We start from the raw sequence: 25017 nt of genomic DNA on the forward strand, positions 1-25017 counted from the left end.
ATGGGGGGTGTTAAGCAGGATTCAGGTTACGTGGGGTGAGTGAAAACAGCGACTGGTTTTTATCGTTATGATAACCGGTAACGGTAGATCGTCTGACGTAATGAGATTCATTTTGCCAGCCAGCCATGATGGAAAATGGAAGACTGGTTTTTCTGGTAAGGAATAGATGGCGTTTCTGTTTAATCCGTTCTCTTTTTTCAGCATAGTGAACGCACACTGTGCTTTTTGCTTGTGGTGCTTATTTCAGCACATCATGCCAATGAAGGCTGGCGCAACTCACGCGTCGTTATCCGGAGCAATATCCGGGTGATACGATTCCAGTAGGTAGAGTGCAGGGCGGTTGGCGGCGTGATAAGTGAGAACCATTAGCTATATCGCTGACAGCCTGAATAAAAGTTAGCATAATAATCTATCTGATGATTAATATTACATAAGCTGATCGTCTGTTGTCCTGCTTGTAGGTATTTGTCAAATAAAGCGACGGTCAGAGAGAACCGATAAGCGGAGAAAAAAAGTGCACGAGCATTTCAGAGGGAAATATGAAGTTGAATTGAAATTTCGTATTCAGGATATTATCGCTTTTCGTGAAAAATTATTCAGCCATCATCCTGAATCGTTCGTATTCGAAAATAAGGAACATGATATTTATTATGATTCAGCGGAAAAGAAACTGGGGCAACAAAATATCAGTATGTTGTTACGCCGCATGGCGCCATCCGGGATTAAGCTGTGGATTGTGAAAGGTCCGCGAACCGGTCGTTGTGAGGCCGTCAACGTGGAGTCATTCGATATGACAGACAGCATGCTGAGAACGCTGGGGTTTTTGCCTATCTTTGAAGTGAATAAAACCCGCAGCATCTATTTTCTCGACCGGTTTCACATCACGCTGGATTATATTGAGTCGTTGGGGCATTTCGTCGAGATATCCTGCATGACAGAGGACGAGACGGAACTGGATATTCTGGGTGAGCATTGCCAGGATTGCGCATTACGGCTGGGGTTACAGATGGACAGCATCGAAACCCGTTCCTACCGTCAACTACTGGGATATTAAGTGGCGTCACCCAATCGTGCCTGACACCACCTGCTTCACGAACCGGGGCTATCAGCCCCTATCGCCCTGGTCTTTATCGGCGGTAGCGTCGTTGTCGGAGGCCGCGTTGTCGCCGTAATACAGCGTACCGATGCGGATAATATCGCGGCCCTGCGCTTTGCGGTGTTTATTGGTATCACGCAGCGAGTAGATACACCCACAGTATTCCTGCTGGTAGAAACGCTCACGTTTGCTGATGTCAATCATGCGGGCTGAGCCACCGCCTTTACGCCAGTTGTAGTCCCAGTAGGTCATGCCCGGATAGCGGCTGGCGGCGGTGACACCACACTGGGTTATCTGTTGCATGTTCTTCCAGCGGGAAATACCCAGTGAACTGGAGATAACCGAAAAACCGTGCTCGTGCGCGTACAACGCGGTGCGCTCAAAACGCATGTCGAAACACATAGTGCAGCGAATACCGCGTTCCGGCTCCCATTCCATGCCTTTGGCGCGTTCAAACCAGTTATCGCTGTCGTAATCCGCATCGACGAAAGGAATGCCTTGTTTTTCGGCAAAACGCATGTTCTCTTCTTTACGGATCTGGTATTCGCGTTGTGGGTGAATATTCGGGTTATAAAAGAAAATAGTGTACTGGATACCAGACGCGGTGATAGCTTCCATCACTTCGCCTGAACACGGTGCACAGCAGGAATGCAGCAACAGTTTGTCAGCCTGATTAGGCAGTGTCAGCACTGGGCGTTGAAAGCCGGTGCGCGGTTCATTGCCGGTGGAATGTTCCTTATTGGTGGAATATTCCTTATTGGTAGCCTGTTCCTTTTGGGGTAAATGTTCCTTTTGGGGTAAGTGTTCCTTGTCGGACACGGCGTCATCCTTATCTTCATGGGTACATCAGCGGTGGGCAGTATCGGTTATCCACTTATCGATGACAACCTGGCTCCAGTTGGGATAGGGCTGTCAAACTTTGTCACAAAGCTTTTAAGACAGGTGGAGTGCGTGCGATCCGTCGGCGCATTATAATGCGTCGTTCTTTTTTTTCAGTTAACAGTACACTGTTTAAGCTATTGAATAATGAATAAAAAATTTCGGCTTTCCGTTGTAAGCCTGCTGTTGCTTTCCGCCCCTGTGTGTTTTGCAGCACAGGCCGTGGCTAAAACACCTGTGACACAGCATGCCCCATCCCGTCAGGAGATTGCCTCCGGCAGTGCGATGGTGGTGGATATGCGTAATAACGAGGTGCTCTATTCCAGTAATCCAGATGTGGTCGTGCCGATTGCCTCTGTGACGAAACTGATGACCGCCATGGTGGTTCTGGATGCCAATCAGCCGCTGGACGAGCTGATTTCCGTTGATATCAGCCATACCAAAGAGATGCAAGGGGTGTATTCCCGCGTACGCCTGGGCAGTGAAATCAGTCGCCACGATATGCTGTTGCTGGCGTTGATGTCGTCGGAAAACCGTGCTGCTGCTAGCCTGGCGCATCACTACCGTGGCGGGTATCAAGCGTTTATCACCGCGATGAACGCTAAAGCGCGTTCGCTTGGCATGATGCATACCTACTATGTGGAACCGACCGGGCTCTCAACCAGCAATGTGTCTACCGCACGTGATTTGACGAAGTTGCTGATTGCGTCCAAACAGTATCCGCTGTTAAGCCAACTCAGCACCACGCATGAAAAAACCGCCGTGTTTACGCACCCGTCGTACACGTTGCCGTTTCGTAACACCAACCATCTGATTTATCGCCCGGACTGGAATATTCAGTTGACCAAGACCGGTTTTACCAATCAGGCAGGCCACTGTCTGGTGATGCGTACGGTGATCGGTGGTCGTCCGGTGTCGCTGGTGGTATTGGATGCGTTTGGCAAATTCACCCATTTTGCCGATGCCAATCGCCTGCGTAACTGGCTGGAAACGGGGAAAGTGAGCCCGGTTCCGGGAGCGGCGCTGAGCTACAAAAAGCAGAAGTCACTGGCATCACGCCAGCCGCATGGCAGCGGAGCTGGCGTCACTGCTGAGGTAGATGAATAACCGTCGGATAAGGGCGGTGTTACGACGCCGCCCGTTGGTCCTGCACTATCCGGCCTGATGCCGCAATGTCCTCTTCATGGCCGGGTTCGCGCCAGGTTTCCGTGAGTGCCTGCTGGTACCATAACTGCATCGCCGGTTGTGCCAGCATGTGGCTGACATACTGTGCCGCTGCGCCCGTTAGTGGCAGTGCGTAGGTTTGTGCCCTGAAGACTACCGGGGCGAAAAACGCGTCAACGGCACTGAACTGCGCTCCTGCCAGGAATGGCCCGCCAAATCGTTCTATCCCTTCCTGCCACAATTGATTGAGCCGGTCGATATCGCGTTGCAATTCTGCGTTGATGGCATGAAGTTCCACCCGCACGCCGCAACTCATCGAGCACTGGTTACGCAAGGCGTTAAAACCGGAATGCATTTCCGCCGCCGCGCTGCGAGCCCAGGCACGGGCCGCCTTGTCTTGCGGCCATACCGCAGGAACGTCCTCCGCCAGATATTCGGTAATAGACAGCGAATCCCAAACGGTGATGCCATCGTCAACCAGACAAGGGACTTTGCCGGTCGGTGAGAATGTTTTGAATGCCGTCTGGACGGGGGCGGGGGCAAACGGGGTCAGGATCTCGTCAAACGGGATATCCAGCGTTTTCAGCAGGATCCACGGGCGCAGCGACCAGGACGAATAGTTTTTATTGGCGATGTGCAACTGATACATGTCTTCCTCCGTGGGGGGATATAACGATGGGCGGTGTCGTTTTAGATGTATCACGAAATCAGCAACATGGCACTATCAACAACATGGCACTGACCGATTAACCCGTCCCTCGGTTCAGGCCAACAGCACCTGAGCGCAAACCGCCTGCAATGCCGGGAAGTCGGCATTACTGCTGCTGCCACTGTCGGTAATCAGCAGGTCGATATCCGTGGGCGCGGCGTAGATAACGCGGCTGGTAACGCCAATCTTGCTGTGATCCGCCAGCATGATACGTTGTCTGGCATTGCGAGACATCTCGCCGGCAATTGCCGCTTCATGGTGGGAAAAGCTGCTGGCACCCGACTGGCTGGCAATACCAACCGGTGAGAGCAGCGCGATATCAGCCCGATAACGCTGGATTTCCGTCACCGTCAGAGCACCGCTGGTGGCCTGTGCGGCTGCGCCCATGTGGCCGCCGAGCAGAATGACCTCATGTGGCGCATGCTCGTCGGTTTCTGTGGCGGTGAGTGTCAGCGCGACGTTCAAGCTGTTGGTAATAATGGTCATGCCGGGGAGCACCAGCAATTCCGCAGCCAGCAAGGTGGTGGTACTGCCTGCATCAATAAATAATGTCTGGCCTGCTTTTATCTGTTGCGCCGCCAGTTGGGCAATCGCCCGTTTCTCCTGTTCCCTAACCGTATTGCGAACGGATAGCGGCGGCTCTGGCTCAACATCCATCGCGACGATACCGCCATGAACCCGACGCAACACCCCCTGGGCTTCCAGCTTGAGTACATCACGGCGCACGGTTTCCCGCGACACACCAAGATGCTGAATGATGTGGTCGGTACTGACCCGGTTGAGGGACGACAGCAGCAGGCGGATACGGTGCAGGCGGGTTTCTTCAAGCATGAGCAGGCATTCTCTCGGTCAGGATGACAATCGCCGTCATTATAACGATAAGGCAGCAGACTGGCAGGAACAACAGAGGGTTGGTCTGTTTGTGTAATTTTGTGCATTTAAGCATAACAGGTGTCGCTGTATTGGCAAGGGTCTTCTGGGAAATTGAGGTAATTGCGTATATCAATTTGTTTTTAATTGATTAATTTGCTTTTCTTGTAAAGAGTGTGTTCGCGTAACAACACGCTAAATCACGGGTTTTTTAGGCGGATAAGTTTGCGTTTTTGGTATGCGTATTTTTGTGTTTGTGTATTTTATTGCTTTTGGTGTAGGGTAGTGTCCATCAGGCGGCACCGGGGAGCCGGTAGCCATCACGCGTTGGCACATTACTTTTAATCGGGAGTCATCATGGCGACACGTTCAACCATCATGGATACCAACAGCTTCCGGGCTGAACACGCAGCAGCATTGAGCGACGATATCCGCACACTGACCGAAAAACGCGGCAGGGTGCTGGGGGAGTCTTACCGGCTGTTCTACCGTAACCCGGTGCATCTGGTGCGTGGCGAGAAGCAATACCTGTGGGATGCGGCGGGTAACCAGTATCTGGATGTATACAACAACGTCGCCAGTATCGGCCATTGCCATCCGGCGGTGATTGAGGCGGTACACGCACAGATGTGCCAGCTCAACACGCACACCCGCTACCTGCATGACCGTATTCTGGATTACACCGAAGAGTTGCTGACGCTGGTGCCAGCGGCTATCACCAAGGCGATGTACATGTGTACCGGCTCGGAAGCCAACGATCTGGCGATTCGCGTTGCGCGCGCTTACAGCGGTGGCACCGGGATTATCGTCACTCGCGAGGCGTATCACGGCACCAGTGAACTTACGTCCGGTGCGTCGCCAGCGCTGGGCAGCGGCCAGCCGATTGCGGCAACGACACGTCTGGTCCCCGCGCCAGATCGCTATCGTGTCGAAGCGCCGGATTTGGGGGCCTGGTTCGCGAATGAAATTCAGAAACAGATTGATGACATGGCCGCGCACGGCATCAAGTTTGCCGGTTTCCTCGCCGATTCGATTTTCTCCTCTGACGGCGTGCTGCCGGGGCCAGCCGGTTACCTGCAAGCCGCTATCGATGTGGTCCATGCCAACGGCGGCATCTTTATCGCCGACGAAGTACAACCCGGGTTTGCCCGTACCGGTGACGCATTCTGGGGTTTTGCCCGCCACGGTATCGTGCCGGATATCATCACGATGGGGAAACCGATGGGAAATGGTATTCCGGTCTCGGCGTTGCTGGCGAAACCCGATGTGCTGGCCGCATTTAGCGATGAAATTCCCTATTTCAATACCTTTGGCGGTAATCCGGTATCGATGGCGGCGGCACAAGCCGTACTGACGGTGATCCGTGAAGAGAAATTGCAGGAGCACAGCAAGGTCGTCGGTGCCCAGCTACTGAAAGAGTTGGCAGGGCTGGCGGATCGTCATGCCTGTGTGGGCGATGTTCGCGGTGCCGGGTTGTTTATCGGTTTTGAGCTGGTGAGCGATCGTGATAGCAAAACGCCGGACAAAACGCGCGCGTTGAACGTGATAGAACAGTTGCGTGAGCAGCGCGTGCTGACCTCAGTCGCCGGTCCGCATGGCAACGTGCTGAAATTGCGTCCGACGCTGGCATTTCAGGCGCATGATATCGACTGGCTGGTCGGTGCGCTGGATAAGGCGCTGAGTGCCACCGGCTCCTGATTGTTGCGCTGTGTGATGCCGATGACCTGACTTTAAATTGCCTGACCGGGTGCCAGTGCGTCTGCATGGTGTGCGATTCCTCCCCAGCCCTTGTGTTGTGTCACACCGTTGGCGGGAAAATGCGTGATAGTCATTTTTCCGCTGGCGGTTTTGTGGCACATTAGCCGCCTTGTTAACCACACACTCATCGGGCAGCGTGTCGCACCCTAACTGGCAACTGCACAAGGAATTCGCAATAACAATGAAATGGTTTACTCCACTGGCGCTGGCGGTCGGTTTGGCCTGTAGCCCGCTTTGGGCGCAAACGCCCCAGTCACAGACAACTGCGCCACAGGCAACCCCTGCTCACCAGCAACAGCGCGATGCTTTCGTTAACGACTTAATGAAAAAAATGACGCTGGATGAAAAGATTGGCCAGCTTCGTTTGATCAGTGTCGGTCCGGATAACCCGAAACAGGCCATCCGCGAAATGATCCACAACGGCCAGGTCGGTGGGATTTTCAACACGGTTACCCGACAGGATATTCGCGTGATGCAGGATCAGGTGATGCAGTTAAGCCGCCTGAAAATTCCGTTGTTTTTCGCTTATGACGTGGTGCACGGTCAGCGTACCGTTTTCCCCATCGGATTGGGGCTGGCTTCCAGTTGGGACATGAATGCTGTCGAGTTGTCGGCAAAGATAGCGGCGTATGAAGCCACCGAAGACGGCCTGAACATGACCTGGGCACCGATGGTGGATATCACCCGCGATCCGCGTTGGGGCCGTGTTTCCGAAGGTTTTGGTGAAGATACCTATCTGACCAGTGAAATCGCGCGCGTGATGGTAAAAGGTTTTCAGGGAGATGACCTGTATGGCCGTCACTCGCTGATGACCAGCGTCAAACATTATGCGTTGTATGGCGCGGCAGAAGGCGGGCGTGATTACAACACTGTCGATATGAGCCCGCAGCGCATGTTCCAGGAGTATATGCCGCCGTATAAAGCCGCGATTGATGCCGGCAGCTACGGTGTGATGGCATCGCTCAACTCCATCAACGGTGTACCGGCGACCGCCAACCGCTGGTTGCTCAAAGATGTGCTGCGTGACCAGTGGCATTTCAAAGGCATTACCATCAGCGACCACGGTGCTATCAAAGAGCTGATCAAGCATGGCGTGGCGGCAGACCCGAGTGATGCTTCGCGCATTGCGGTGCAATCCGGCATCGGTATGAGCATGAGCGACGAGTATTTCGCGCGTTACCTGCCGGATCTGGTGAAGCGCGGTGTGGTCAGCATGAAAGATATCGATGATGCCTGCCGTCAGGTGCTGAACATGAAATACGACATGGGCCTGTTCGAAGACCCGTATCGTCACCTTGGCCCGGCCGGTTCCGACCCGGTGGATACCAATGCCGAAAGCCGGTTACACCGTGAAGAAGCGCGTGATGTGGCGCGTCGCAGCCTGGTGCTACTGAAAAACCGTCTGGGTATTCTGCCGCTGAAGAAATCCGGCACCATCGCGGTTGTCGGCCCGCTGGCTGACAGTAAGCGCGACATCATCGGCAGTTGGTCTGCTGCCGGACGTCCGGCACAGGCGGTGACTGTGTATGAAGGTATTCGTAAAGCTGTCGGGTATAACGCCCGGGTTTACTATGCCAAAGGCTCGAACATCACCAATCATCCGGGGTTGATCAAATTCCTCAATGAATACGATGAATCCGTGGTGGTGGACCCGCGCTCGCCGCAGGCAATGATTGATGAAGCGGTCGACGTGGCGAAGAAATCTGACGTGGTGATCGCAGTCGTAGGGGAATCCCAGGGGATGGCGCATGAAGCCTCCAGCCGCGCCAAAATCACCATTCCGCCAGAGCAGAAAGCGCTGATTGCCGCGTTGAAAGCAACCGGTAAACCGTTGGTGCTGGTGCTGATGAATGGCCGTCCGTTGGATCTGAGCCGTGAAGATCAGCAGGCGAACGCGATACTGGAAACCTGGTTTAGTGGTACCGAAGGGGGTAATGCCATCGCTGATGTGCTGTTTGGTGATTACAACCCATCGGGTAAATTGCCGATGACCTTCCCGCGCTCCGTGGGACAGATCCCGATGTACTACAGCCATTTGCCAACCGGTCGTCCGTACTCAGCCGAAGCGCCCAACAAATACACCTCGCACTATTTTGACGAGGCCAACGGGCCGCTGTATGCGTTCGGTTATGGCTTAAGTTACACCACCTTTGCGGTATCGGACGTAACACTCTCCAGCCCGACGATGAAGCGTAACGGCAGTATTACCGCGTCGGTGACGGTAACCAATACCGGTAAACGGGCTGGCGAAACCGTGGCACAGCTGTATCTGCATGATGTGGTGGCGTCGGTTAGCCGTCCGGTGAAAGAACTGCGTGGTTTCCAGAAGGTGATGTTGATGCCGGGTGAAAGCCGCACCGTAACATTTACCCTGTCGCCGAAAGATCTGATGTTCTACAACGCACAGATGCAGCAGGTAGCGGAACCGGGCAAGTTTGACGTGATGATTGGGCTGGATTCCCAGCGTGTGAAAACCAGCAGCTTTACCTTGCTGTAAAGACGGTGGGTTGAGCCCGTTAAGGGTGACAGACGACGGCCCCTGCGATGTAGGCAGGGGCCTGACAGGAAAACCGGCTGCACGGCAACAGGCGGCCGGGAGTGACCGGTTCGGCGTTAGCCACCGTGCACGATAATAATATACCCCACCAGCATCACACCGCCGATGCCGCCTAACGCGCACAACGCAAACAGGCTGACGACCCCCAGTTTTTTGATATTCATCCGGTTATCCTTTTGTTACGCCCCGGTAATGGTGACGTTCCGGCGATTATAGAGACTCCACCATCGGATACAAGCCAGCCGCGCGTGTTGATACCCATCCGTTACCGGGCTGATAAATGTGACAACGTCACAAAGTCGCGGTGGCAAAACTGTGCTTGCTGACGTTGCCGTTGGTCTGTGGGACAATACCCGCCAGATTGAACGACAGTGAGATGGCATGACCCTGACCCCCGCGTTAAAGCAGCAGATTGGCGAATGGTATAAAGCGCTGCAACAGCAAATTCCTGATTTTGTCTCCCGAGCGCCGCAGCGTCAGATGATAGCCGAGGTAGCCAAAGCGCTGGCAGGGGACTACCCACGTCATCTGGTGATTGAAGCGCCGACGGGTGTGGGTAAAACCCTGTCGTATCTGATCCCCGGCATTGCCGTTGGCCGCGCTGAGCTGAAAACACTGGTGGTCAGCACCGCCAACGTGGCGTTGCAGGATCAGATCTTCAACAAAGATTTGCCGCTGTTGCGCCAGTTCATCCCGGAGTTGAAATTCACGGCGGCGTTTGGTCGTGGGCGCTATGTGTGCCCGCGCAATCTGGCGGCGATGGCGACCGAGGCGTCAGCACAGGGCGATCTGATGCTGTTTATGGATGACCATTTGCCATCCAGCCGTGAAGAGCAAACCACCAGCGCCCGGTTGCAACAGGCATTGCAAAGCTACGCCTGGGATGGGTTGCGCGACCACTGTCAGGAGTCTATCGGCGATGCGCTGTGGCAGCGCATCAGTACTGATAAAGCCAACTGTCTGGGGCGTAATTGCCATTATTACCGCGAGTGCCCGTTCTTTCTCGCCCGCCGGGAAATTGAAGACGCCGATGTGGTGGTGACGAACCATGCGCTGGTGATGGCGGCGATGGAGAGCGATTCTGTATTACCGCAGGCAAAGAACATGCTACTGGTGCTGGATGAAGGTCACCATGTGCCGGATGTGGCACGCGATGCGCTGGAAATGTCCGGCGAAGTGACGGTCAGCGCGGTACAACATCAGATGGATCAATTGATTCAGCAGGTAGGGATGTGTCTGGCGCAGTTTCCGCCCAAGTCGTCCCCCCGATTGATGCAACCGGATAGGCTGGGTGAGCATTGCGGTGAAATCCGTGAACAGTTGCAATTGTTCGATCGCCTGAGCAGTCTGTTTCTGCCTGCAGCCCAACCCGATGCCGACTACCGTTTCCCGATGGGGGAATTGCCAGACGAGATGCGCGAGTGCTGCAATCGGTTATTCAAACTGACGGATAGCCTGCGCGGTCTGGCGGAGTATCTGTTAAACGACCTGGCGGAAAAAACCGGTAAGCATGACGTCGTGAAGTTACATCAGGCAATGCTGCGTATCAGCCGACTCAACGGCTATTGGGAGGCACAAAGCAAGCTATGGCGGCTGGCGGCGCTGGAGAAATCCTCTAACGCGCCGGTGTCGAAATGGTTGCAACGGGAACGGCGTGACAACCAGTTACACCTCTATTTCCACTGTGCGGGCATTCGCGTGTGTGACCAGTTGGACCGATTACTGTGGCGTAATTTGTCGCATGTGGTGATCACCTCGGCGACATTGCGCTCGCTCAATAGCTTTTCTCGCCTGAAAGAGCTATCCGGGTTGGATGAAGACGAGGGCGACACCTTTATTGCGCTGGATTCACCGTTCAATCACCGAGAGCAGGGGAAGCTGGTGATCCCGCAGATGCGTCATGAACCGTTGATTGCGCAGGAAGCAGAACATATCGCCGAGATGGCGCGTTTTTTTCGCGCAGAACTGCAGCGTGACGTGCATAAAGGCATGCTGATGTTGTTTGCCAGCCAGCGTGCCATGCAGCAATTTCTGACCGAGGTGCCGGACTTGCGGCTGATGTTGCTGGTGCAGGGTGACCAACCGCGTTACCGGCTGGTGGAATTGCACCGCCAGCGGGTACAGCAAGGGCAGACCAGCGTATTGATTGGCTTGCAGTCCTTCGCCGAAGGGTTAGATCTCAAGGGCGAATTGCTATCGCAGGTGCACATCCACAAGATTGCCTTTCCGCCGATCGACAGCCCGCTCATTCTGACGGAAGGCGAGTGGCTGAAAAGTCTCAAACGTCACCCCTTTGTGGTGCAAAGCTTGCCCAGTGCGTCCTTTAGCCTGATCCAACAAGTCGGACGATTGATCCGTAGCCATGATTGTTTTGGTGAAATCGTCATCTACGACCGTCGCCTGTTGACCAAAGGCTACGGTGCTCAGTTACTGGCGGCGCTCCCCGTCTTTCCTATCGAACAGCGTGCGATGCCAGATGATAAGTAGCTCGCGATTTCAAGGTGAGCTATCCGCCGCATCAACAGTAAACGGTGACCTGCTTTCCTTGCTGCTCCCGTCGGGGGCAGCAACGGTGATTTCACGCTTCCCCTCAGACTCATTCATGCTATGTTTCCAGTGTGTTATCCCACATAACCGGGGCTACCCACTCGCCCGTTCGAGGGCACCGTTTAACCATCGCCTTACCAGTGAGAGCAGATCATGGATTACACCCACATCATTAAAGAGGTTGGTCGCGGCAAAAATCATGCGCGCGATCTGAACCAGGACACGGCGTATCAACTGTATGGTCATATACTCAATGATCAGGTACCGGAGCTGGAGTTGGGTGGGCTGTTGATTGCATTTCGCATTAAAGGCGAGTCTGAAGCCGAAATGCGGGGCTTTTATCAGGCGATGCGCGAACAGACGCTACGCCTGTCCGTACCGGCTAACAGGCCGATGCCGGTGGTGCTCCCCAGCTATAACGGCGCACGTAAGCAAGCTAATTTGACGCCATTACTGGCGTTGTTGCTGCACCGACTGGGGCTGCCGGTGGTGGTGCACGGTGTGAGCCACGACCCAACCCGCGTGACCAGCGAGGCGATTTTTCGTGAGCTGGGCCTGATGCCAGTGAGTGACGCGCCGTCAGCACAGCAACGGCTTGATGAGGGTGAGCCGGTGTTTATGCCGGTGTCGCTGCTGTGTCCTGCCATCGAGCGTCAGTTGGATTTGCGCTGGCGTATGGGGGTGCGTAATAGCGCGCATACGTTGGCCAAGCTGGCTACGCCGTTTGATGAAGGCGCGGCGTTGCGTCTGGCAAGCGTGTCGCACCCGGAATACGTCGGCCGGGTGGGTACCTTTTTTCAGGACATCAATGGCCGTGCGTTATTGATGCACGGCACGGAAGGCGAGGTGTACGCTAACCCGCAGCGCTGCCCGGAAATGTATTTCATCCGTGAACAGCGCAACGATCTTTTGCAGGTTCGTCAGGATATCGCCGTCGATCGCTCAGCACTGCCTGCTGATAAAGACGCGGTGACGACGGCTCGCTGGACGAAAGCCTGTCTGGCGGGGGAACAACCGATACCGCAAGCGATTCGGCTGCAACTGGCGTGTTGTCTGGTGGGAACAGGCGAAGCCGCGTCGATGGAGCAGGCGGTGTCAACAATACGAAAACGACTGGGTTGAACATAACGATTAACGATAAGGAACAACCACATGCAACAGGCTGAGGCGTATTTTGACGCCCTGAACCGCGATTATCTGGTGGTACATCAAACGAAAGAAGATCTTTTCTGGCAGTGTTACATGGGGACCGGCGACGAGACTGTGGCTACCCGCTTTTCCGAGGCAGAGAGTGCCTGGAAACGCTTTATTGCGCAATCCTCACGGCTGGCCGAATTGCGCCAACACATGGCGACGGTTGAAACGGAGTCTGCCAGTGAAGCGCGTGACGCGCTGCTGCACGGTTTACGCGGCTGGTATCGCTTTTTTGACTGCAATGTGATTGAAGACCCGCAGGCGCAGGCGCTGATGGATGAGTTGATTGCCGCTGAGCACGCGTTGTTCGCCCGTCGCAAAACCTATCAACCTATGCATATCGACGAGCAAGGGGAACTGGTTGCCGCGTCGCTTGGCGAGTTGCTGACCAACCAGGCTACCAATGATAACGAGGCGCATCGGCGTAGCTCGCAACAGGCGTTGCGTGATTTGGAACAGTGGCTGGTCAACCACGGATTTCCGGAGCTGGTCAGCCTGCGTAACCGCTTTGCGCGTCAGATGGGGTATCGCAACTACTTTGACTACAAGGTCAACAAGACCGAGCGCATGACACCGGAGCAGTTATTCGCCATTCTTGACCGCTTCGAAGAACAGACTCGTGAGGCCAACCTGCGTAGTCTGCGTCAACTGGCGGTGGAGAAAGGCGAGGACGCATTAACACCGTGGAACGTGCGCTATGCCAGTACCGGCGACGTGACCCGGCAGATGGACCCGTACTTTCCATTTTCAGCGTCTCTGTCCCGCTGGGTCGATAGCTTCAAACGTCTGAATATTGGCTTTCGTGGGGCACAAATGCAGCTCGATTTGTTGGTACGCAAAGGGAAATATGAAAACGGTTTTATGCACCAGCCCGTGCCACCGTTTGTCGACCAAGGCCGGTGGTTGCCTGCGCGCATCAACTTCACCAGTCTGGCGCAGCCAGATCAGGTAGGCAGTGGTGCCAACGGTATCAACACGTTGTTCCATGAAGGGGGTCATGCGGCGCATTTCGCCAATATCCGCCAGAATGCGCCGTGTTTTGCCCAGGAGTTTCCGCCGACGTCAATGGCCTACGCCGAAACGCAGTCGATGTTTTGCGACAGCCTGCTGCAGGATGCCGACTGGCTCAAGCGCTATGCCTATAACGCGCAAGGCGAGGTGATCCCCGATGCGTTGATTCAGGCCGATATCCGCGCCCGCCAGCCGATGCGGGCGTTCAACGAACGCCACATTTTGCTGGTGCCGTATTTCGAATGGCAGTTGTACTGCATGGATGACGAGGCGCGCACGCCCGAGGCGATTTTGCAACTGGCCCGCGAGACTGAGCAACGCATTCTCGGCATCAGCGGCAGTCCACGCCCGACGATGGCGATCCCCCATTTGTTGTCGATGGAGTCAGCCTGCTCCTATCAGGGCTACCTGCTGGCAACGATGGCGGTAGAGCAAACGCGGCATTTCTTCCGCCAGCGTGATGGCTATTTGACGGATAACCCGGCGATTGGCCCGGATTTGACGCGCCATTACTGGCAACCCGGCAATAGCCTGAGCCACGATGAAACGCTACGCAGCCTGACCGGTGAAGGATTCAATCCAGACTATCTGGCCCATGAGTGCAACCTGACGGTTGAGCAGGTGTGGCAGCAGGCGCAGGCCACCATCGCCGCTGCGATGGCGCGCCCGCAACCCGCGGCAGATTTCCCCCTCAACGCCCATATCCAGGTGGTGGATGGTGATACGGTGCTGGCAGACAATCAGGACGGCGATGACGTTATGTGCCAGGCATTCGCCCGTGTGATTGATGAAACCTATCTGCTTCATGCCTGAGTAGGCACAGGCGCTGTGGCAAACCACAGCGCCTGTTTTGCTTGCACCATAACCCTTTTATATCGCTAAACCGGTGCGGCTCTCTCGCGCCATCACAAACCCCTGCCTATACTGGTCTGGTGGTTATTTGCAATCAATTTGCAATGAAAGTGCCTGTTATTAAAAAAGTTTCACTGAACTGTCATCAGCAGCGCTTAGGCTGATGCTGTTTCTGTCTTTGACGATAATCCGTGACAATAAAAAAGGACATATCATGCGCTATTCTTACGTGTTTATGGCGGTGGTTTGCTCACTGGCGACAGCCCAGGCGCAAGCCGCTTCCCGTAGTGACACCCAGTTGCCGCAGATAAGCCTGCTGCAAACGACCACCGAGGCCAGCAATAGTGCGCCGGTGATTGAAATGCAGCAACGGGTGCAGCAGTACCTGCAAAAAGCCCTACAGGGAACCGCGCCAAAGCTGACACGCGCCGTGCTGGATAAAGCGCCGGATCAAGGGGAACCGCAGGGTGATATGAAATGGCTGAAAGCCACCGGTTACGCGTTCAACCCGAAGGACCAGCAGCAGGCCAGCGTGAAATTGCTGGAGGGGTTCAGAACCCTGCCAGCCGAGGTGTTAGCGAAAAACCTGGCGACCGTTGAGCGCATTAATCTGGAAGCGACGCTGCCATTGCGGCAGAAAGCGCTGATTGATGCTGAAAATACCCGCTATCTGTATGCGCTGGCAGAAGCGCTGGGGCCGAAATTGGGCAAGGCGTTTCTTGCTGTCTACCAGAAAGGTGAAATCGGCAAAGCCGCTGCGCTGATTAAAGCCACTAACGTCAGTACCTCTGCGGCGAAAAACGCGTTTAACTACCCGCGTCCGTTCAAACACGAGGGTAACAGCATCCATCTGGTGCCGGATACCGCTGTCGTAGCGGACAATGCGCTTTACACGGCGTCGGGTGGTTCATTCCCGAGCGGGCATACCAATGGCGGCTATAACGATGCACTGCTGTTGGCGCAGATGCTGCCAGAGCGTTTTGTGCCGCTCCTCGATCGTGCCGCCACCTACGGATATTCCCGTCTGGTATTGGGGGTACATTACCCGTTGGATGTCATCGGTGGACGCATGACCGCCGAGCGTAGCGTGGCGCATTTCCTCAATGATCCGAAATACCGCGTGTTGTTCAACGAGGCGAAAGCCCAGTTGCGGACCGCGCTGGAAAAAGCCTGTGGCACGACAGTGGCGGAATGTGCCAAACCGCAGGGTAAAAACGACCCTTACACCGACCCGGCCATGAAGTCATTCTACCGTTACACCATGACGTACAACCTGCCGATGGCGAAGGTGAAAGCCCAGTCGGTCAAGGTGCCGGAAGGCGCTGAGGTGTTGCTGGAAGGGCCATTGCCTCAATTGAGCGCCGCCCAACGTCGTGCCTTGATGGTAAAAACCGCCATTGCTGACGGTTATCCGTTGTCCGCCGGTGGGGCGGATGCCAATTTCTGGCAGCGCCTGAACCTGCATGATGCGGTGGAATCCGCGAAGAAATAAAGAATTCCCTCTTCACAGGGGGAAATCATGGTGAGCGATGAAGAGAGGCGAGATTCACGCCTCTCTTTTTTGTCTATAGAAAACCCCCAGCTAGGCTGGGGGTTCCGTAAAGCTTCCAGCTTTGGGGCGGATATAAAAACCCCTTTTGATTTGTTAAAACACCTTGCGGTCTGGCAACTGCAATGGTCAAACAAGAAATCAAAAGGGGGTCCCAATGGGGGACGAAAAGAGCTTAGCGCACACTCGCTGGAACTGTAAATATCACATAGTTTTCGCACCCAAATACCGAAGACAGGTCTTCTACGGTGAGAAACGGCGTGTAGTAGGGAGTATCTTAAGAAAGCTGTGTGAATGGAAAAATGTGCAGATTCTGGAAGCAGAGTGCTGTGCTGATCACATACATATGCTTGTGGAGATCCCGCCGAAGATGAGTGTATCGAGCTTCATGGGGTATCTGAAAGGCAAAAGTAGCCTGATGCTCTATGAACAATTTGGTGATCTGAAATTCAAATATAGGAACAGGGAGTTTTGGTGCCGAGGGTATTATGTAGATACGGTGGGTAAAAATACATCGAAGATCCGGGACTACATAAAGCACCAACTGGAGCAGGATAAACTGGGCGAGCAGTTATCAATCCCGTATCCAGGTAGCCCGTTTACGGGCCGTAAGTAACGGATTTGGATGCAAATGTCAGATTGCGATGCGCCTGTTAGGGCGCGGCTGGTAACAGAGCCTTATAGGCGCATATGAAAAACCTCCGGCTATGCCGGAGGATATTTATTTTGTGGCTATACCCAACTGCAACGGAGGACGACTAGCGCTCAATACTCACGTTATCGAAACTGACTTTCCCGTTATTGTGGCGTGACGAGAGTGCCAGCCCGACGTACAGCGTATCGTTCATGTTTTGATTGATGACTTTATTGAGCGTAGTCCAGCTCTGCCCATCGCTGGATACCTCAGAGATAAAGGCGTTGCCATCACGAGTCAGTCGTAACCAGGTCGGCTGACTGCCATTCTCGGATTTGGCAAACCGTCCCCGGCTGCCCGTGGCACTGGCCTCTTTACTGCGCCATTGCGACATCGTGCCGGATGAGGCGATATAGCCAGTCAGCATGTAAGCACTGCTGTCGGATAGGGTATTACGCATCATCACACCGGCTTTGGCGTAAGGGTCGCTATAGCGCAGGTCTATCAATCGTGCGGTAATGCTGCCATCGCCTTTCAGTTTTTGATACACAAAATAGACACTGTCAGACTCTGCCCACATATCGCCGTTATGCGCTTGTAGCGCAATCACGTCGTGATCTTCGCTGGCGGAGCCGGGCGTGTCGGTTTTCCCGATATCCTGCTGCGTCCAATTGCTGCTGAGTGCGGCGGCGGGCGGTGTGGTGACCGTGACCACGTTAGAGTAGGCGGAATCACCGGCTTGATTGTAGGCTTTGACCCGAAAGGCGTAAGTCGTGTTGGGCTCCAGCGTCCCGACCTCGATTGAGGTGGCGTTCGGCCCCAGCGATTTGGCACTGGTATAGACCGCACCAGCATCATAGTGATGGGGCGTGGTGTCGTAGGATCCTTCGCCGAAAGTACCCGCATACGAATATTCAACGACGAAGCCACGCTCGTTGTCCGAGCCATCATTCCAGTCCAATTGCACCACCGAGCTGGAGATAACGCCTGCTGTCAGGCTATCGGGCGAGACGGGGGGCTTATCTGCGCCGGTATAGGGATCCAACGAGATACCGTCGCGTAGCGTGGCGGCGTTAATGCGATAGCGCGTTGCCGCCAGCCGGTTATTTACGTCGGCCAGCGTCAGTGGCGTGATGCTGATGTCATAATCCACCGGGCCTTCGCGCTGAGTGAGGGTCGCGGTGCCGTCCAGATAGAAAATCTCGTTGAGCCACAGACTGGGCATGATTTCACCGTTACCAGCCGGTGCGCCAACGGAGAAAGGCACCAGAGGATTGCCGGTGCTGGTCTGGATACCGGCGTTCCACACCGCAGAGCGGCCGGGTACGCCGTCAAGGGGGTAATCCGGCGCGTAACGGCCGGTTAACGCCACTTTTTTGATGAAACCCTGCGAGGTAGTCACCAATGGCGCATTGTCTGCCAGTAAGGTGCCGCCATGATTGAAATAGTTCAGTTCCCAGTGCATCAGAAAATACCCCTGGCCGGTCAAAGTCAGGTGCTCTCCGGCGTGTAATAACAGGTACTTTCCTTCTTTTGAGCCTTTAATCGGTTCAACGTACTTATTCGCTTCGCCGTCGTTGTCGCCGACCAGCGTGACGCCGCTGGTCGCTGGTCGTTGGTACAGACCGTTGATCTTCGGATAGGACAGATCCTGATCGCCTTTATCGAATGCGGAATTATTGAGCGTGGAAGTATTGAGCGCGGAAGTACTGGATGAGGCGACGGTGTCAGCACTGCGTTGCGTATCGACCGTGGGCGGCGTGTCGTCCGCGAACCCATATGCGCTGAAAAACAATCCGCCCAGCAGGGCGCTGAATCGGCGTCGGGAAAGGCGAGAACGGGGAGTTTTCATGCGTACATCCTGGTGAACTGATAACGTATTGATTTAAAAGTGATATGAATAATGCGTGACAAACGTTTCGTGCAGCGTATCGGAATCAGGAAAAAATGCCAAACCCGGTAGCATCAATCTCGGAATAGTCGGACATCATGTGGTGATAATAACAGCAACGGTGAAGGGCAGTCAGAAGGCGCCAGAAGCCAGTAGTGACGGCAGCCTGGTCAAGGCCGCCGTCACTGCGCTATCAGGATACGTGTTGCAGGAACTCACGCAAACGATCGCTGGGCGGATTGGAAATCAACTCATCCGGGTGACCATCTTCAGCGATGCGGCCTTTATCGATGAAGATCAGGCGGGAGGCGACTTTCTGGGCGAATCCCACTTCATGGGTCACGATCACCATGGTCATGCCTTCTTCAGCCAGATCCTTCATTACATTCAGGACTTCGTGACGCAGCTCTGGGTCCAGCGCCGAGGTGGGCTCATCAAACAGCATCAGTTTCGGTTTAACCGCCAATGCACGGGCGATAGCCACACGCTGCTGTTGACCGCCAGAGAGCTCGGAAGGGTAGTGGTGCGCACGTTCTGCCAGACCCACTTTACCCAATAGCTCGCGTGCCAGTTTTTCCGCGTCGGCTTTGCTGGCGCCACGTACCTGAATCGGGCCGAAAGCCACGTTCTCAAGCGCGGTCAGATGTGGAAACAGATAGAACTGCTGGAACACCATCCCCGCTTCCTGACGAATCAGTCGTTCGTCCACTTTCGGGCTGTTGACGGTCAGACCATCCACCACCAGCTCACCGCTGGTAATCTCTTCGAGCTTGTTGATACAGCGCAGCAGGGTGGATTTACCAGACCCTGACGGCCCGATAATCACGACGACTTCGCCCTGTTTAATTTGCAGGTTGATATCGTGCAGCACCTGCGTCTGGCCGTAGTGTTTCGATACGTTTTTAAATTCAATCATATAATTTTCAGTCTTGTTTCCAGCCAGCGTAAAACGGCACTCAACACCAGCGTTATCACCAGATAGATGATGGCGACTGCGCTCCAGATTTCCAGTGCGCGGAAGTTACCGGCAATGATTTCCTGTCCCTGGCGGGTCAGCTCTGCAACGCCGATGACGATAAATAACGAGGTGTCTTTAATACTGATGATCCATTGGTTGCCCAGTGGCGGCAGCATGCGACGCAACGCTAGCGGCGCGATAACATGACGCAGTGTGTCACGACGGGACAACCCCAGCGCCAGACCCGCTTCAGTAAAGCCTTTGTGGATAGACAACACCGAGCCACGGGTGATTTCCGCGATATAAGCGCCCGAGTTGATCATAATGGTGACCACAGCCGCACTAAACGGGTCGATGCGTATCGACGTCAGCAGCATCGGCAGTGCGAAATAGATAAACATCACCTGTACGACAATCGGCGTACCGCGGATTATTTCGATAAATACCAGCGCGATACGGTTGGACAGCCAGCCGCCGTAAACACGGGCAAACCCTGCCAGTACGCCAATTATCAGCCCCCCCAGCAGACCCAGCACCGAAATCAGCAGGGTCATTTTCGCCCCTTCCAGCAGAAGCGGGATGGACGGCCAGATGGCACTCCAGTCAAACTGCATGAACATTCTCCAGCAATAATCATTCTGTAATAGCAAGGTGCCGAACGGTCTGGCCGACGGCACCCTAAATGCTATTAAGCGGATACGTTACTCAACCTGGTACATCGTTAACCAGGTAACACGCATGCTCAGCACGCGTGTTGTGTTCCCGCTTCTTATTTCGGGTCAGTACCGAACCATTTCTTGTAGATAGTGGCGTAGGTGCCGTTGTCACGCAGGGTTTTCAGCGCCGCGTTCACCTTGTTGCGCAGGTCGTCGCTGCCTTTCGGGAACGCGACACCATACTGCTGTGCTTTGATGGAATCGCCTACCGCTTTAAACTTGCCATTGCCTGCGGTTTTGATGAAGTAAAGGATATTCGGCGTGTCGTGCAGCACGGCATCGGCGCGGTTGGTGCCGAGTTCCAGATAGGCGTTATCGATGTTCGGGAACTGACGCAGCTCTTTGGTTTTGATGTTGGCTTTCGCGTAGTCGACAGAACCGGTGCCGCTCTTCACTGCTACGACTTTACCGGCCAGATCCTGCTCGCCTTTGATGTCCTGATTGTCGGCACGTACCATCACCAGCAGGCCGCTGTTGTAGTAACCGTCCGAGAAATCGATTGCGTGCTTACGCTCTTCAGTAATAGTGATGCCAGCCAACGCCAGATCCACATTGCGGGTTTGCAGTGCCGGGATGATCCCGCTGAAATCCATCGGTTTCAGGGTATAGGTCAGGTTCAGTTGTTTAGCGATGGCATCCCACAGGTCGATATCAAAACCGACATATTTGTCGCCTTGCTTGAATTCAAACGGTACGAATGCTGTATCAGTTGCTACGATGAGCGGCTTCTCTGCGGCCTGACCGGACAGGCTGAAGGCCAGCGCTAATGCGGCCAGTGAAGATTTAAATAACGATTTCATCAAAACGTCCTTCCTCTCGTTGGTTATATATTCCACTGTCTCACCGCACCTTACAGGTGTGTTGCACCCGCTCCGACATGTCGGTATGACGCTGATGGCACGGCATCGGCTAGGGTCGCCCGCCGTGCTGCCGTTGACGGTGCGGCGGAGAAAACAGGGGGAGTCGTTGCCAAAACAGGACGGGTAGACCCGCTAATAATTATGGTGCTTCCATCAGAAACGCCTATGGAACGCGCTGCTATGAATAACTGAATTGTGCAGGGGACACAACCGTTGATTACGTTCAAAAGGTAATATTGCTGACAAGCGCTAATTTTTTGTACATTTTTTGGCTACCATACATGCATTTTGAGTAGTGATGCAAAAAAAATGCATATTATTTCACGGCGTCTGAGGGTGTCAGAATCGTGAAAAATGGGGCAGAGAGAACAACGGTGAAGGGGACGTGCTGATAACAGTCGGAGAAACCCGGCGGCAGAGCCGCCGGTAGTGATTGATGAATTATTCGATGTTAGCTTCGATAAACCACAGGTACTGATCCAGATCGCGGGAGGCGGCGGTGAGCATGTCGGCGGTATCTTCGTCCTGCGCCTGGCTGATGGCTTTACGCACCGTATTGGCAACGATAGCATAGCGATCCGCCAATGCTTTCAGATGGTCTTGCACACTGTGGAGTGTTAGTGGGTAGCTGGCTAACGCCGTATTCTGATGGATGACCTGCACTGTGCCGGTCGCCACGCCGCCCAATTGCACTACGCGTTCGGCGAAGGTATCCAGATGGGTCACCAGCGATGTGCGGAAGGTATCCAGCATTTCATGTACGGCAATGAAATTGGCTCCACGCATATTCCAGTGCGCCTGTTTGGTAATAAGCGACAGATCGGTAAAGTCCACGACCAGCTGGTTGAGCAGGGCGATGGTCGAGGCTTTAACGTTATCGTCCAGATCGTTACGGGTGAAAATAAGGTCAGCAGATGCTGCTTTTACCAGTTTGGCTGTACGCATAGTGTTATCCTCTTTATTTCTTCTGTTGCTGATAATGAGTCTGGCTTTCAACGAAAAGAATTATAACAGTCGATATCAGTCGGGGATGCTCAGTTCGGTCTATTACAGGAATAGCTTCAGTCAGTGAGAAATAACGCGCCGTTGGCATGTTATTTATCGCTCACATCACTCGCTAAAAAAGCGAAAGCAGATCGGAGAAGGAGGGCGAATGATTTACGTTGCCAGCCTGATTGCGAAAACAAGAAGATTAACTTCACATTTAGTGCTATTGGAATAATCCACTGATTTTCTGAATGCGGTGGTTAATAACGCATCAGTGAAGAATGGCACTTTCGATTGAAGGCAGTATTACAGTATTGAAGACAGTAAAGTTAATCAACGCACTATTTCCCAGCCGGATGACCGGTGGGAAATTATTTTTTAGCCAGAGTGACACCGCAATGGTGAGTCAGTATTGCAAAGCAATACTGACAGCCGGTGTTTTAGGATGTAGCAGAGGCGCTACGTGTTTTTACGCTGAGCGTGGTGCCCAGAGACGCAATAATAATGAATGCCAGCGCCAGCCACTGAGTGAGGGTCAGGTGCTCGTTCAAAAACAGTATGCCGGATAACGCTGCTACCGCAGGCTCCAGACTCATCAATGTGCTGAAGGTGCGTGTTGGCAACCGGGTCAACGCCATCATTTCTAATGTATAGGGTAAGGCGGTAGAGAGTACCGCCACGGCAATGCCGATGGGTAAGATGCTCATCGACAATAGGCTGCTGATATCGGAGAACAGCAACCCTATCGGGCAATATACCAGCGCGGCGATAAGCGAGCCCATCGCGACAGTACCGGCACCGTGGCTGGCCCCCGCTTTTTGGCCAAACAGGATGTAGCCTGCCCAACAGGCACCTGCGCCCACGGCGAAAGCCGCACCGGTGAGATCGACATTATTGACGTGCTGACCGAGTGGCAACAGCAGCCACAGCCCGGCGGCGGCCAGCGCTATCCACACGAAATCCAACACCCGACGCGAGGCCAGTATCGCTACCGCCAGCGGCCCGGTGAATTCCAGCGCTACCGCAATACCCAATGGCACGGTGCGCACCGCCAGATAAAACAGATAGTTCATGCCGCCCAGCGTGATGCCATAAATCAACAATGGCAACCGGTTGGAACCCGCGCGTAGCCGCCAGGGTTTGAACGCTATCAGTAAAATCAGCGAGCCTATCGCCAGACGCAGCACCGTCATGCCGGATGCGCCGATCAGCGGAAAGACCGTTTTGGCCAGCGCGGCCCCCGTCTGGATGGACAGCATGGCGATGATTAGCAGTAATACGGGCAACAGAACGGAGTTTTTTAATGCGGAAATCAAGGTCATTGCAGGGCCTTAACATTCAGTGGGGCAATCGGGGAAAAGCAGGCAATAAATGAACAAATTATTCTCGCTTAGTTTACTCTTGTTGACCTTAATTTACTCTCACTTTGAAAATCTTTTTTTTGATATAAAATCAGCCTGAAAATTAATCAAAAAATTAAGAAAACTCTGCATCAAAGAACGGCCCGTTATTATTTTTTTCATGCAAAAATGAACTTTGTTTTTTGTTTTAAAACAGTTAATTACCTTGATATTGAAAAATTTTGTTACATGTTTGCCCTAATTGAAAAATAATAACCAGGCAGCATGTGCCCTAATTTTTTGTTATATTTACCTCGCTTAAATCTTCTTTGGTAAGATAAATTCGAGGCATATTATGAAAAAAATCGCGTGTCTTTCCGCTTTAGCTTGTGTTCTGGCTGTAAGCGCTGGTTCTGCTGTCGCTGGTGAAAGTACTGTTACTCTGGGTTATGCTCAGGGCGACGCTCAGAGCGTGCAGAACAAACTGCCGGGCTTCAATCTGAAGTACCGTTACGAGTTCGATAATAGCCAGCTGGGCGTGGTAGGTTCTTTCACTTACCTGCAAGACAGCCAGACTATTGACTCCACCTACAACAAGAACCAGTACTACGGTTTCAGCGCAGGTCCGTCTTTCCGCTTCAATGACTGGGCAAGCATCTACGGTCTGGTGGGTGTGAGCGCAGGCAAGTTCACCTTCAACCAAACTGACGGTTCTTCCAACAACCGCACCAGCGATGCTGGCTTTGTGTATGGTGCTGGCCTGCAGTTCAACCCGGTTCAGAACGTTGCCTTTGATGTTGGCTACGAACAGAGCCGCATCCGTAGCGTTGACGTGGGCAGCTGGAACGTAGGCGTAGGCTACCGTTTCTAATCGCACCCAGTGCGACAGGTGCGATGTAATCACCGTACGCTTAAAAATCCGCCCAGCCGGGCGGATTTTTTATTGCTGTGGCAAACCGGCCAGTAATTTCTTGAGCAACACATTCAACTGTCGCTGTTCTTCTGCATCCAGTGATGCCAGTAGTTGCCGTTCGTTATCAATATGCTGCGTCAGCACGGCTTCGACCTGTTCCCGTCCTTTTTCTGTCAACCTCACCAGGGTGCCGCGTCGGTCTTGCGGGTTACTTTGACGCACGACCCATTGTGCCTGCTCCAGCCGGTCGATACGGTTCGTCATACCGCCTGATGACATCATCAGCGCTTCGTACAGTTGCGTGGGCGTCAGTGCGTAAGGTGCACCACTACGCCGCAAGGTGGCCAGTACATCAAATTCACCGGGACGCAGGCCGAACTGCGCAAACAGCGGGTTAAGATGATCCCGTTCCAGCCGCAACGAGGCTTCAAACAGCCGCCCTACCAGTTGCATCGGAAACGGATCAATATCCGGTCTTTCTCGTTGCCATTGCTTATATGCGTTATCTGCTCGATCAGTCATATGTATAATT

The 25017-nt window shown here is 53.9% G+C and carries 22 protein-coding genes; 11 read left to right on the top strand and 11 right to left on the bottom strand.

Features of this window, described 5'->3' with window-relative positions; translation table 11 throughout:
- Positions 1–514: 514 nt before the first annotated feature.
- Positions 515–1054 carry a class IV adenylate cyclase gene (gene cyaB, locus LF929_RS08360; protein ID WP_012885110.1) on the top strand — a complete coding sequence of 180 codons (540 nt, stop codon included), beginning with the start codon at positions 515–517 and terminating at the stop codon, positions 1052–1054.
- A gap of 51 nt (positions 1055–1105) precedes the next feature.
- On the opposite strand, the gene LF929_RS08365 is transcribed toward cyaB, so the two are convergent.
- Positions 1106–1786: an epoxyqueuosine reductase QueH gene (locus tag LF929_RS08365; RefSeq protein ID WP_210175576.1), complete on the bottom strand. Its 681-nt coding sequence runs from the start codon at positions 1784–1786 to the stop codon at positions 1106–1108.
- A 336-nt stretch (positions 1787–2122) separates the two neighbouring features.
- Between LF929_RS08365 and pbpG the strand changes: the two genes are divergently transcribed.
- Positions 2123–3082: a D-alanyl-D-alanine endopeptidase gene (gene pbpG, locus LF929_RS08370; protein ID WP_038904700.1), complete on the top strand. Its 960-nt coding sequence runs from the start codon at positions 2123–2125 to the stop codon at positions 3080–3082.
- Positions 3083–3101: 19 nt separating this feature from the next.
- On the opposite strand, the gene LF929_RS08375 is transcribed toward pbpG, so the two are convergent.
- Positions 3102–3788: a glutathione S-transferase family protein gene (locus LF929_RS08375; protein ID WP_210177119.1), complete on the bottom strand. Its 687-nt coding sequence runs from the start codon at positions 3786–3788 to the stop codon at positions 3102–3104.
- 114 nt (positions 3789–3902) lie between these two features.
- Positions 3903–4679 (bottom strand): DeoR/GlpR family DNA-binding transcription regulator, encoded by a 777-nt coding sequence (locus tag LF929_RS08380; RefSeq protein ID WP_226093648.1) that lies wholly within the window; start codon positions 4677–4679, stop codon positions 3903–3905.
- A 396-nt stretch (positions 4680–5075) separates the two neighbouring features.
- Here LF929_RS08380 and LF929_RS08385 point away from each other — a divergent pair, with 396 nt between their 5' ends.
- Positions 5076–6416, top strand: a complete 1341-nt coding sequence (locus LF929_RS08385; RefSeq protein ID WP_038904694.1) for an aspartate aminotransferase family protein — start codon at positions 5076–5078, stop codon at positions 6414–6416.
- 241 nt (positions 6417–6657) lie between these two features.
- On the top strand, positions 6658–8973 hold the full coding sequence (gene bglX / locus LF929_RS08390) for a beta-glucosidase BglX (RefSeq protein WP_226093647.1): 2316 nt from the start codon (positions 6658–6660) through the stop codon (positions 8971–8973).
- Positions 8974–9089: 116 nt separating this feature from the next.
- On the opposite strand, the gene LF929_RS08395 is transcribed toward bglX, so the two are convergent.
- Positions 9090–9197, bottom strand: a complete 108-nt coding sequence (locus tag LF929_RS08395; RefSeq protein WP_012770198.1) for a membrane protein — start codon at positions 9195–9197, stop codon at positions 9090–9092.
- A gap of 217 nt (positions 9198–9414) precedes the next feature.
- Here LF929_RS08395 and dinG point away from each other — a divergent pair, with 217 nt between their 5' ends.
- The 6 genes from dinG to tnpA all read left to right on the top strand — a co-directional run bounded on the left by dinG (position 9415) and on the right by tnpA (position 16802).
- Positions 9415–11520 (top strand): ATP-dependent DNA helicase DinG, encoded by a 2106-nt coding sequence (gene dinG, locus LF929_RS08400; RefSeq protein WP_226093646.1) that lies wholly within the window; start codon positions 9415–9417, stop codon positions 11518–11520.
- A gap of 213 nt (positions 11521–11733) precedes the next feature.
- Complete coding sequence (ybiB, locus tag LF929_RS08405) at positions 11734–12702, top strand: DNA-binding protein YbiB (protein ID WP_038904691.1); 969 nt, start codon at positions 11734–11736, stop codon at positions 12700–12702.
- Positions 12703–12732: 30 nt separating this feature from the next.
- The gene (locus LF929_RS08410; protein WP_226093645.1) at positions 12733–14598 is read left to right on the top strand and encodes a M3 family metallopeptidase; all 1866 of its coding nucleotides are present in this window, start codon (positions 12733–12735) and stop codon (positions 14596–14598) included.
- Positions 14599–14851: 253 nt separating this feature from the next.
- Complete coding sequence (locus LF929_RS08415; RefSeq protein ID WP_226093644.1) at positions 14852–16129, top strand: phosphatase PAP2 family protein; 1278 nt, start codon at positions 14852–14854, stop codon at positions 16127–16129.
- A 27-nt stretch (positions 16130–16156) separates the two neighbouring features.
- Complete coding sequence (locus tag LF929_RS08420; protein WP_368678965.1) at positions 16157–16387, top strand: hypothetical protein; 231 nt, start codon at positions 16157–16159, stop codon at positions 16385–16387.
- Positions 16344–16802 (top strand): IS200/IS605-like element IS1541D family transposase, encoded by a 459-nt coding sequence (gene tnpA, locus LF929_RS08425; protein ID WP_033570971.1) that lies wholly within the window; start codon positions 16344–16346, stop codon positions 16800–16802. The genes LF929_RS08420 and tnpA overlap by 44 nt, the downstream gene beginning before the upstream one ends.
- 142 nt (positions 16803–16944) lie before the next feature.
- Here the strand turns inward: tnpA and LF929_RS08430 are convergent, their stop codons facing one another.
- The 6 genes from LF929_RS08430 to rhtA form a co-directional block, all read right to left on the bottom strand.
- Complete coding sequence (locus tag LF929_RS08430) at positions 16945–18672, bottom strand: DUF1349 domain-containing protein (protein ID WP_210174912.1); 1728 nt, start codon at positions 18670–18672, stop codon at positions 16945–16947.
- Between the two features lie 232 nt (positions 18673–18904).
- The gene (glnQ, locus tag LF929_RS08435; RefSeq protein ID WP_210174911.1) at positions 18905–19627 is read right to left on the bottom strand and encodes a glutamine ABC transporter ATP-binding protein GlnQ; all 723 of its coding nucleotides are present in this window, start codon (positions 19625–19627) and stop codon (positions 18905–18907) included.
- On the bottom strand, positions 19624–20283 hold the full coding sequence (gene glnP, locus LF929_RS08440; protein ID WP_012885097.1) for a glutamine ABC transporter permease GlnP: 660 nt from the start codon (positions 20281–20283) through the stop codon (positions 19624–19626). The genes glnQ and glnP overlap by 4 nt, the downstream gene beginning before the upstream one ends.
- Before the next feature lie 155 nt (positions 20284–20438).
- Positions 20439–21185, bottom strand: coding sequence for a glutamine ABC transporter substrate-binding protein GlnH (gene glnH / locus LF929_RS08445; RefSeq protein ID WP_012885096.1), 747 nt, complete (start codon positions 21183–21185; stop codon positions 20439–20441).
- 501 nt (positions 21186–21686) lie between these two features.
- A complete protein-coding gene (gene dps / locus LF929_RS08450) occupies positions 21687–22190 on the bottom strand; it encodes a DNA starvation/stationary phase protection protein Dps (protein ID WP_038908293.1) in 504 nt (167 codons plus the stop codon).
- A 482-nt stretch (positions 22191–22672) separates the two neighbouring features.
- Positions 22673–23554, bottom strand: coding sequence for a threonine/homoserine exporter RhtA (rhtA, locus tag LF929_RS08455; protein ID WP_038904683.1), 882 nt, complete (start codon positions 23552–23554; stop codon positions 22673–22675).
- 373 nt (positions 23555–23927) lie between these two features.
- On the opposite strand from rhtA, the gene ompX reads away from it, so the two are divergent.
- Entirely contained in the window at positions 23928–24443 is a 516-nt protein-coding gene (gene ompX, locus LF929_RS08460) for an outer membrane protein OmpX (RefSeq protein ID WP_012885093.1), read from the top strand.
- 69 nt (positions 24444–24512) lie between these two features.
- On the opposite strand, the gene LF929_RS08465 is transcribed toward ompX, so the two are convergent.
- Entirely contained in the window at positions 24513–25007 is a 495-nt protein-coding gene (locus LF929_RS08465) for a MarR family winged helix-turn-helix transcriptional regulator (RefSeq protein ID WP_038908291.1), read from the bottom strand.
- Positions 25008–25017 lie beyond the last annotated feature (10 nt).

This window comes from Dickeya oryzae (genome assembly GCF_020406815.2).
GTDB lineage: Bacteria > Pseudomonadota > Gammaproteobacteria > Enterobacterales > Enterobacteriaceae > Dickeya > Dickeya oryzae.

What these genes read in the sequence shown, in the direction of transcription:
- LF929_RS08385 (WP_038904694.1), top strand. Translation starts at nt 5,076, where the DNA reads ATGGCGACACGTTCAACCATCATGGATACCAACAGCTTCCGGGCTGAA.
- LF929_RS08415 (WP_226093644.1), top strand. Translation starts at nt 14,852, where the DNA reads ATGCGCTATTCTTACGTGTTTATGGCGGTGGTTTGCTCACTGGCGACA.
- ybiB (WP_038904691.1), top strand. Translation starts at nt 11,734, where the DNA reads ATGGATTACACCCACATCATTAAAGAGGTTGGTCGCGGCAAAAATCAT.
- LF929_RS08465 (WP_038908291.1), bottom strand. Translation starts at nt 25,007, where the DNA reads ATGACTGATCGAGCAGATAACGCATATAAGCAATGGCAACGAGAAAGA.
- LF929_RS08410 (WP_226093645.1), top strand. Translation starts at nt 12,733, where the DNA reads ATGCAACAGGCTGAGGCGTATTTTGACGCCCTGAACCGCGATTATCTG.
- glnQ (WP_210174911.1), bottom strand. Translation starts at nt 19,627, where the DNA reads ATGATTGAATTTAAAAACGTATCGAAACACTACGGCCAGACGCAGGTG.
- LF929_RS08380 (WP_226093648.1), bottom strand. Translation starts at nt 4,679, where the DNA reads ATGCTTGAAGAAACCCGCCTGCACCGTATCCGCCTGCTGCTGTCGTCC.
- bglX (WP_226093647.1), top strand. Translation starts at nt 6,658, where the DNA reads ATGAAATGGTTTACTCCACTGGCGCTGGCGGTCGGTTTGGCCTGTAGC.
- LF929_RS08420 (WP_368678965.1), top strand. Translation starts at nt 16,157, where the DNA reads ATGGTGAGCGATGAAGAGAGGCGAGATTCACGCCTCTCTTTTTTGTCT.
- LF929_RS08375 (WP_210177119.1), bottom strand. Translation starts at nt 3,788, where the DNA reads ATGTATCAGTTGCACATCGCCAATAAAAACTATTCGTCCTGGTCGCTG.
- tnpA (WP_033570971.1), top strand. Translation starts at nt 16,344, where the DNA reads ATGGGGGACGAAAAGAGCTTAGCGCACACTCGCTGGAACTGTAAATAT.
- pbpG (WP_038904700.1), top strand. Translation starts at nt 2,123, where the DNA reads ATGAATAAAAAATTTCGGCTTTCCGTTGTAAGCCTGCTGTTGCTTTCC.
- ompX (WP_012885093.1), top strand. Translation starts at nt 23,928, where the DNA reads ATGAAAAAAATCGCGTGTCTTTCCGCTTTAGCTTGTGTTCTGGCTGTA.
- rhtA (WP_038904683.1), bottom strand. Translation starts at nt 23,554, where the DNA reads ATGACCTTGATTTCCGCATTAAAAAACTCCGTTCTGTTGCCCGTATTA.
- LF929_RS08430 (WP_210174912.1), bottom strand. Translation starts at nt 18,672, where the DNA reads ATGAAAACTCCCCGTTCTCGCCTTTCCCGACGCCGATTCAGCGCCCTG.
- dinG (WP_226093646.1), top strand. Translation starts at nt 9,415, where the DNA reads ATGACCCTGACCCCCGCGTTAAAGCAGCAGATTGGCGAATGGTATAAA.
- glnP (WP_012885097.1), bottom strand. Translation starts at nt 20,283, where the DNA reads ATGCAGTTTGACTGGAGTGCCATCTGGCCGTCCATCCCGCTTCTGCTG.
- dps (WP_038908293.1), bottom strand. Translation starts at nt 22,190, where the DNA reads ATGCGTACAGCCAAACTGGTAAAAGCAGCATCTGCTGACCTTATTTTC.
- LF929_RS08395 (WP_012770198.1), bottom strand. Translation starts at nt 9,197, where the DNA reads ATGAATATCAAAAAACTGGGGGTCGTCAGCCTGTTTGCGTTGTGCGCG.
- glnH (WP_012885096.1), bottom strand. Translation starts at nt 21,185, where the DNA reads ATGAAATCGTTATTTAAATCTTCACTGGCCGCATTAGCGCTGGCCTTC.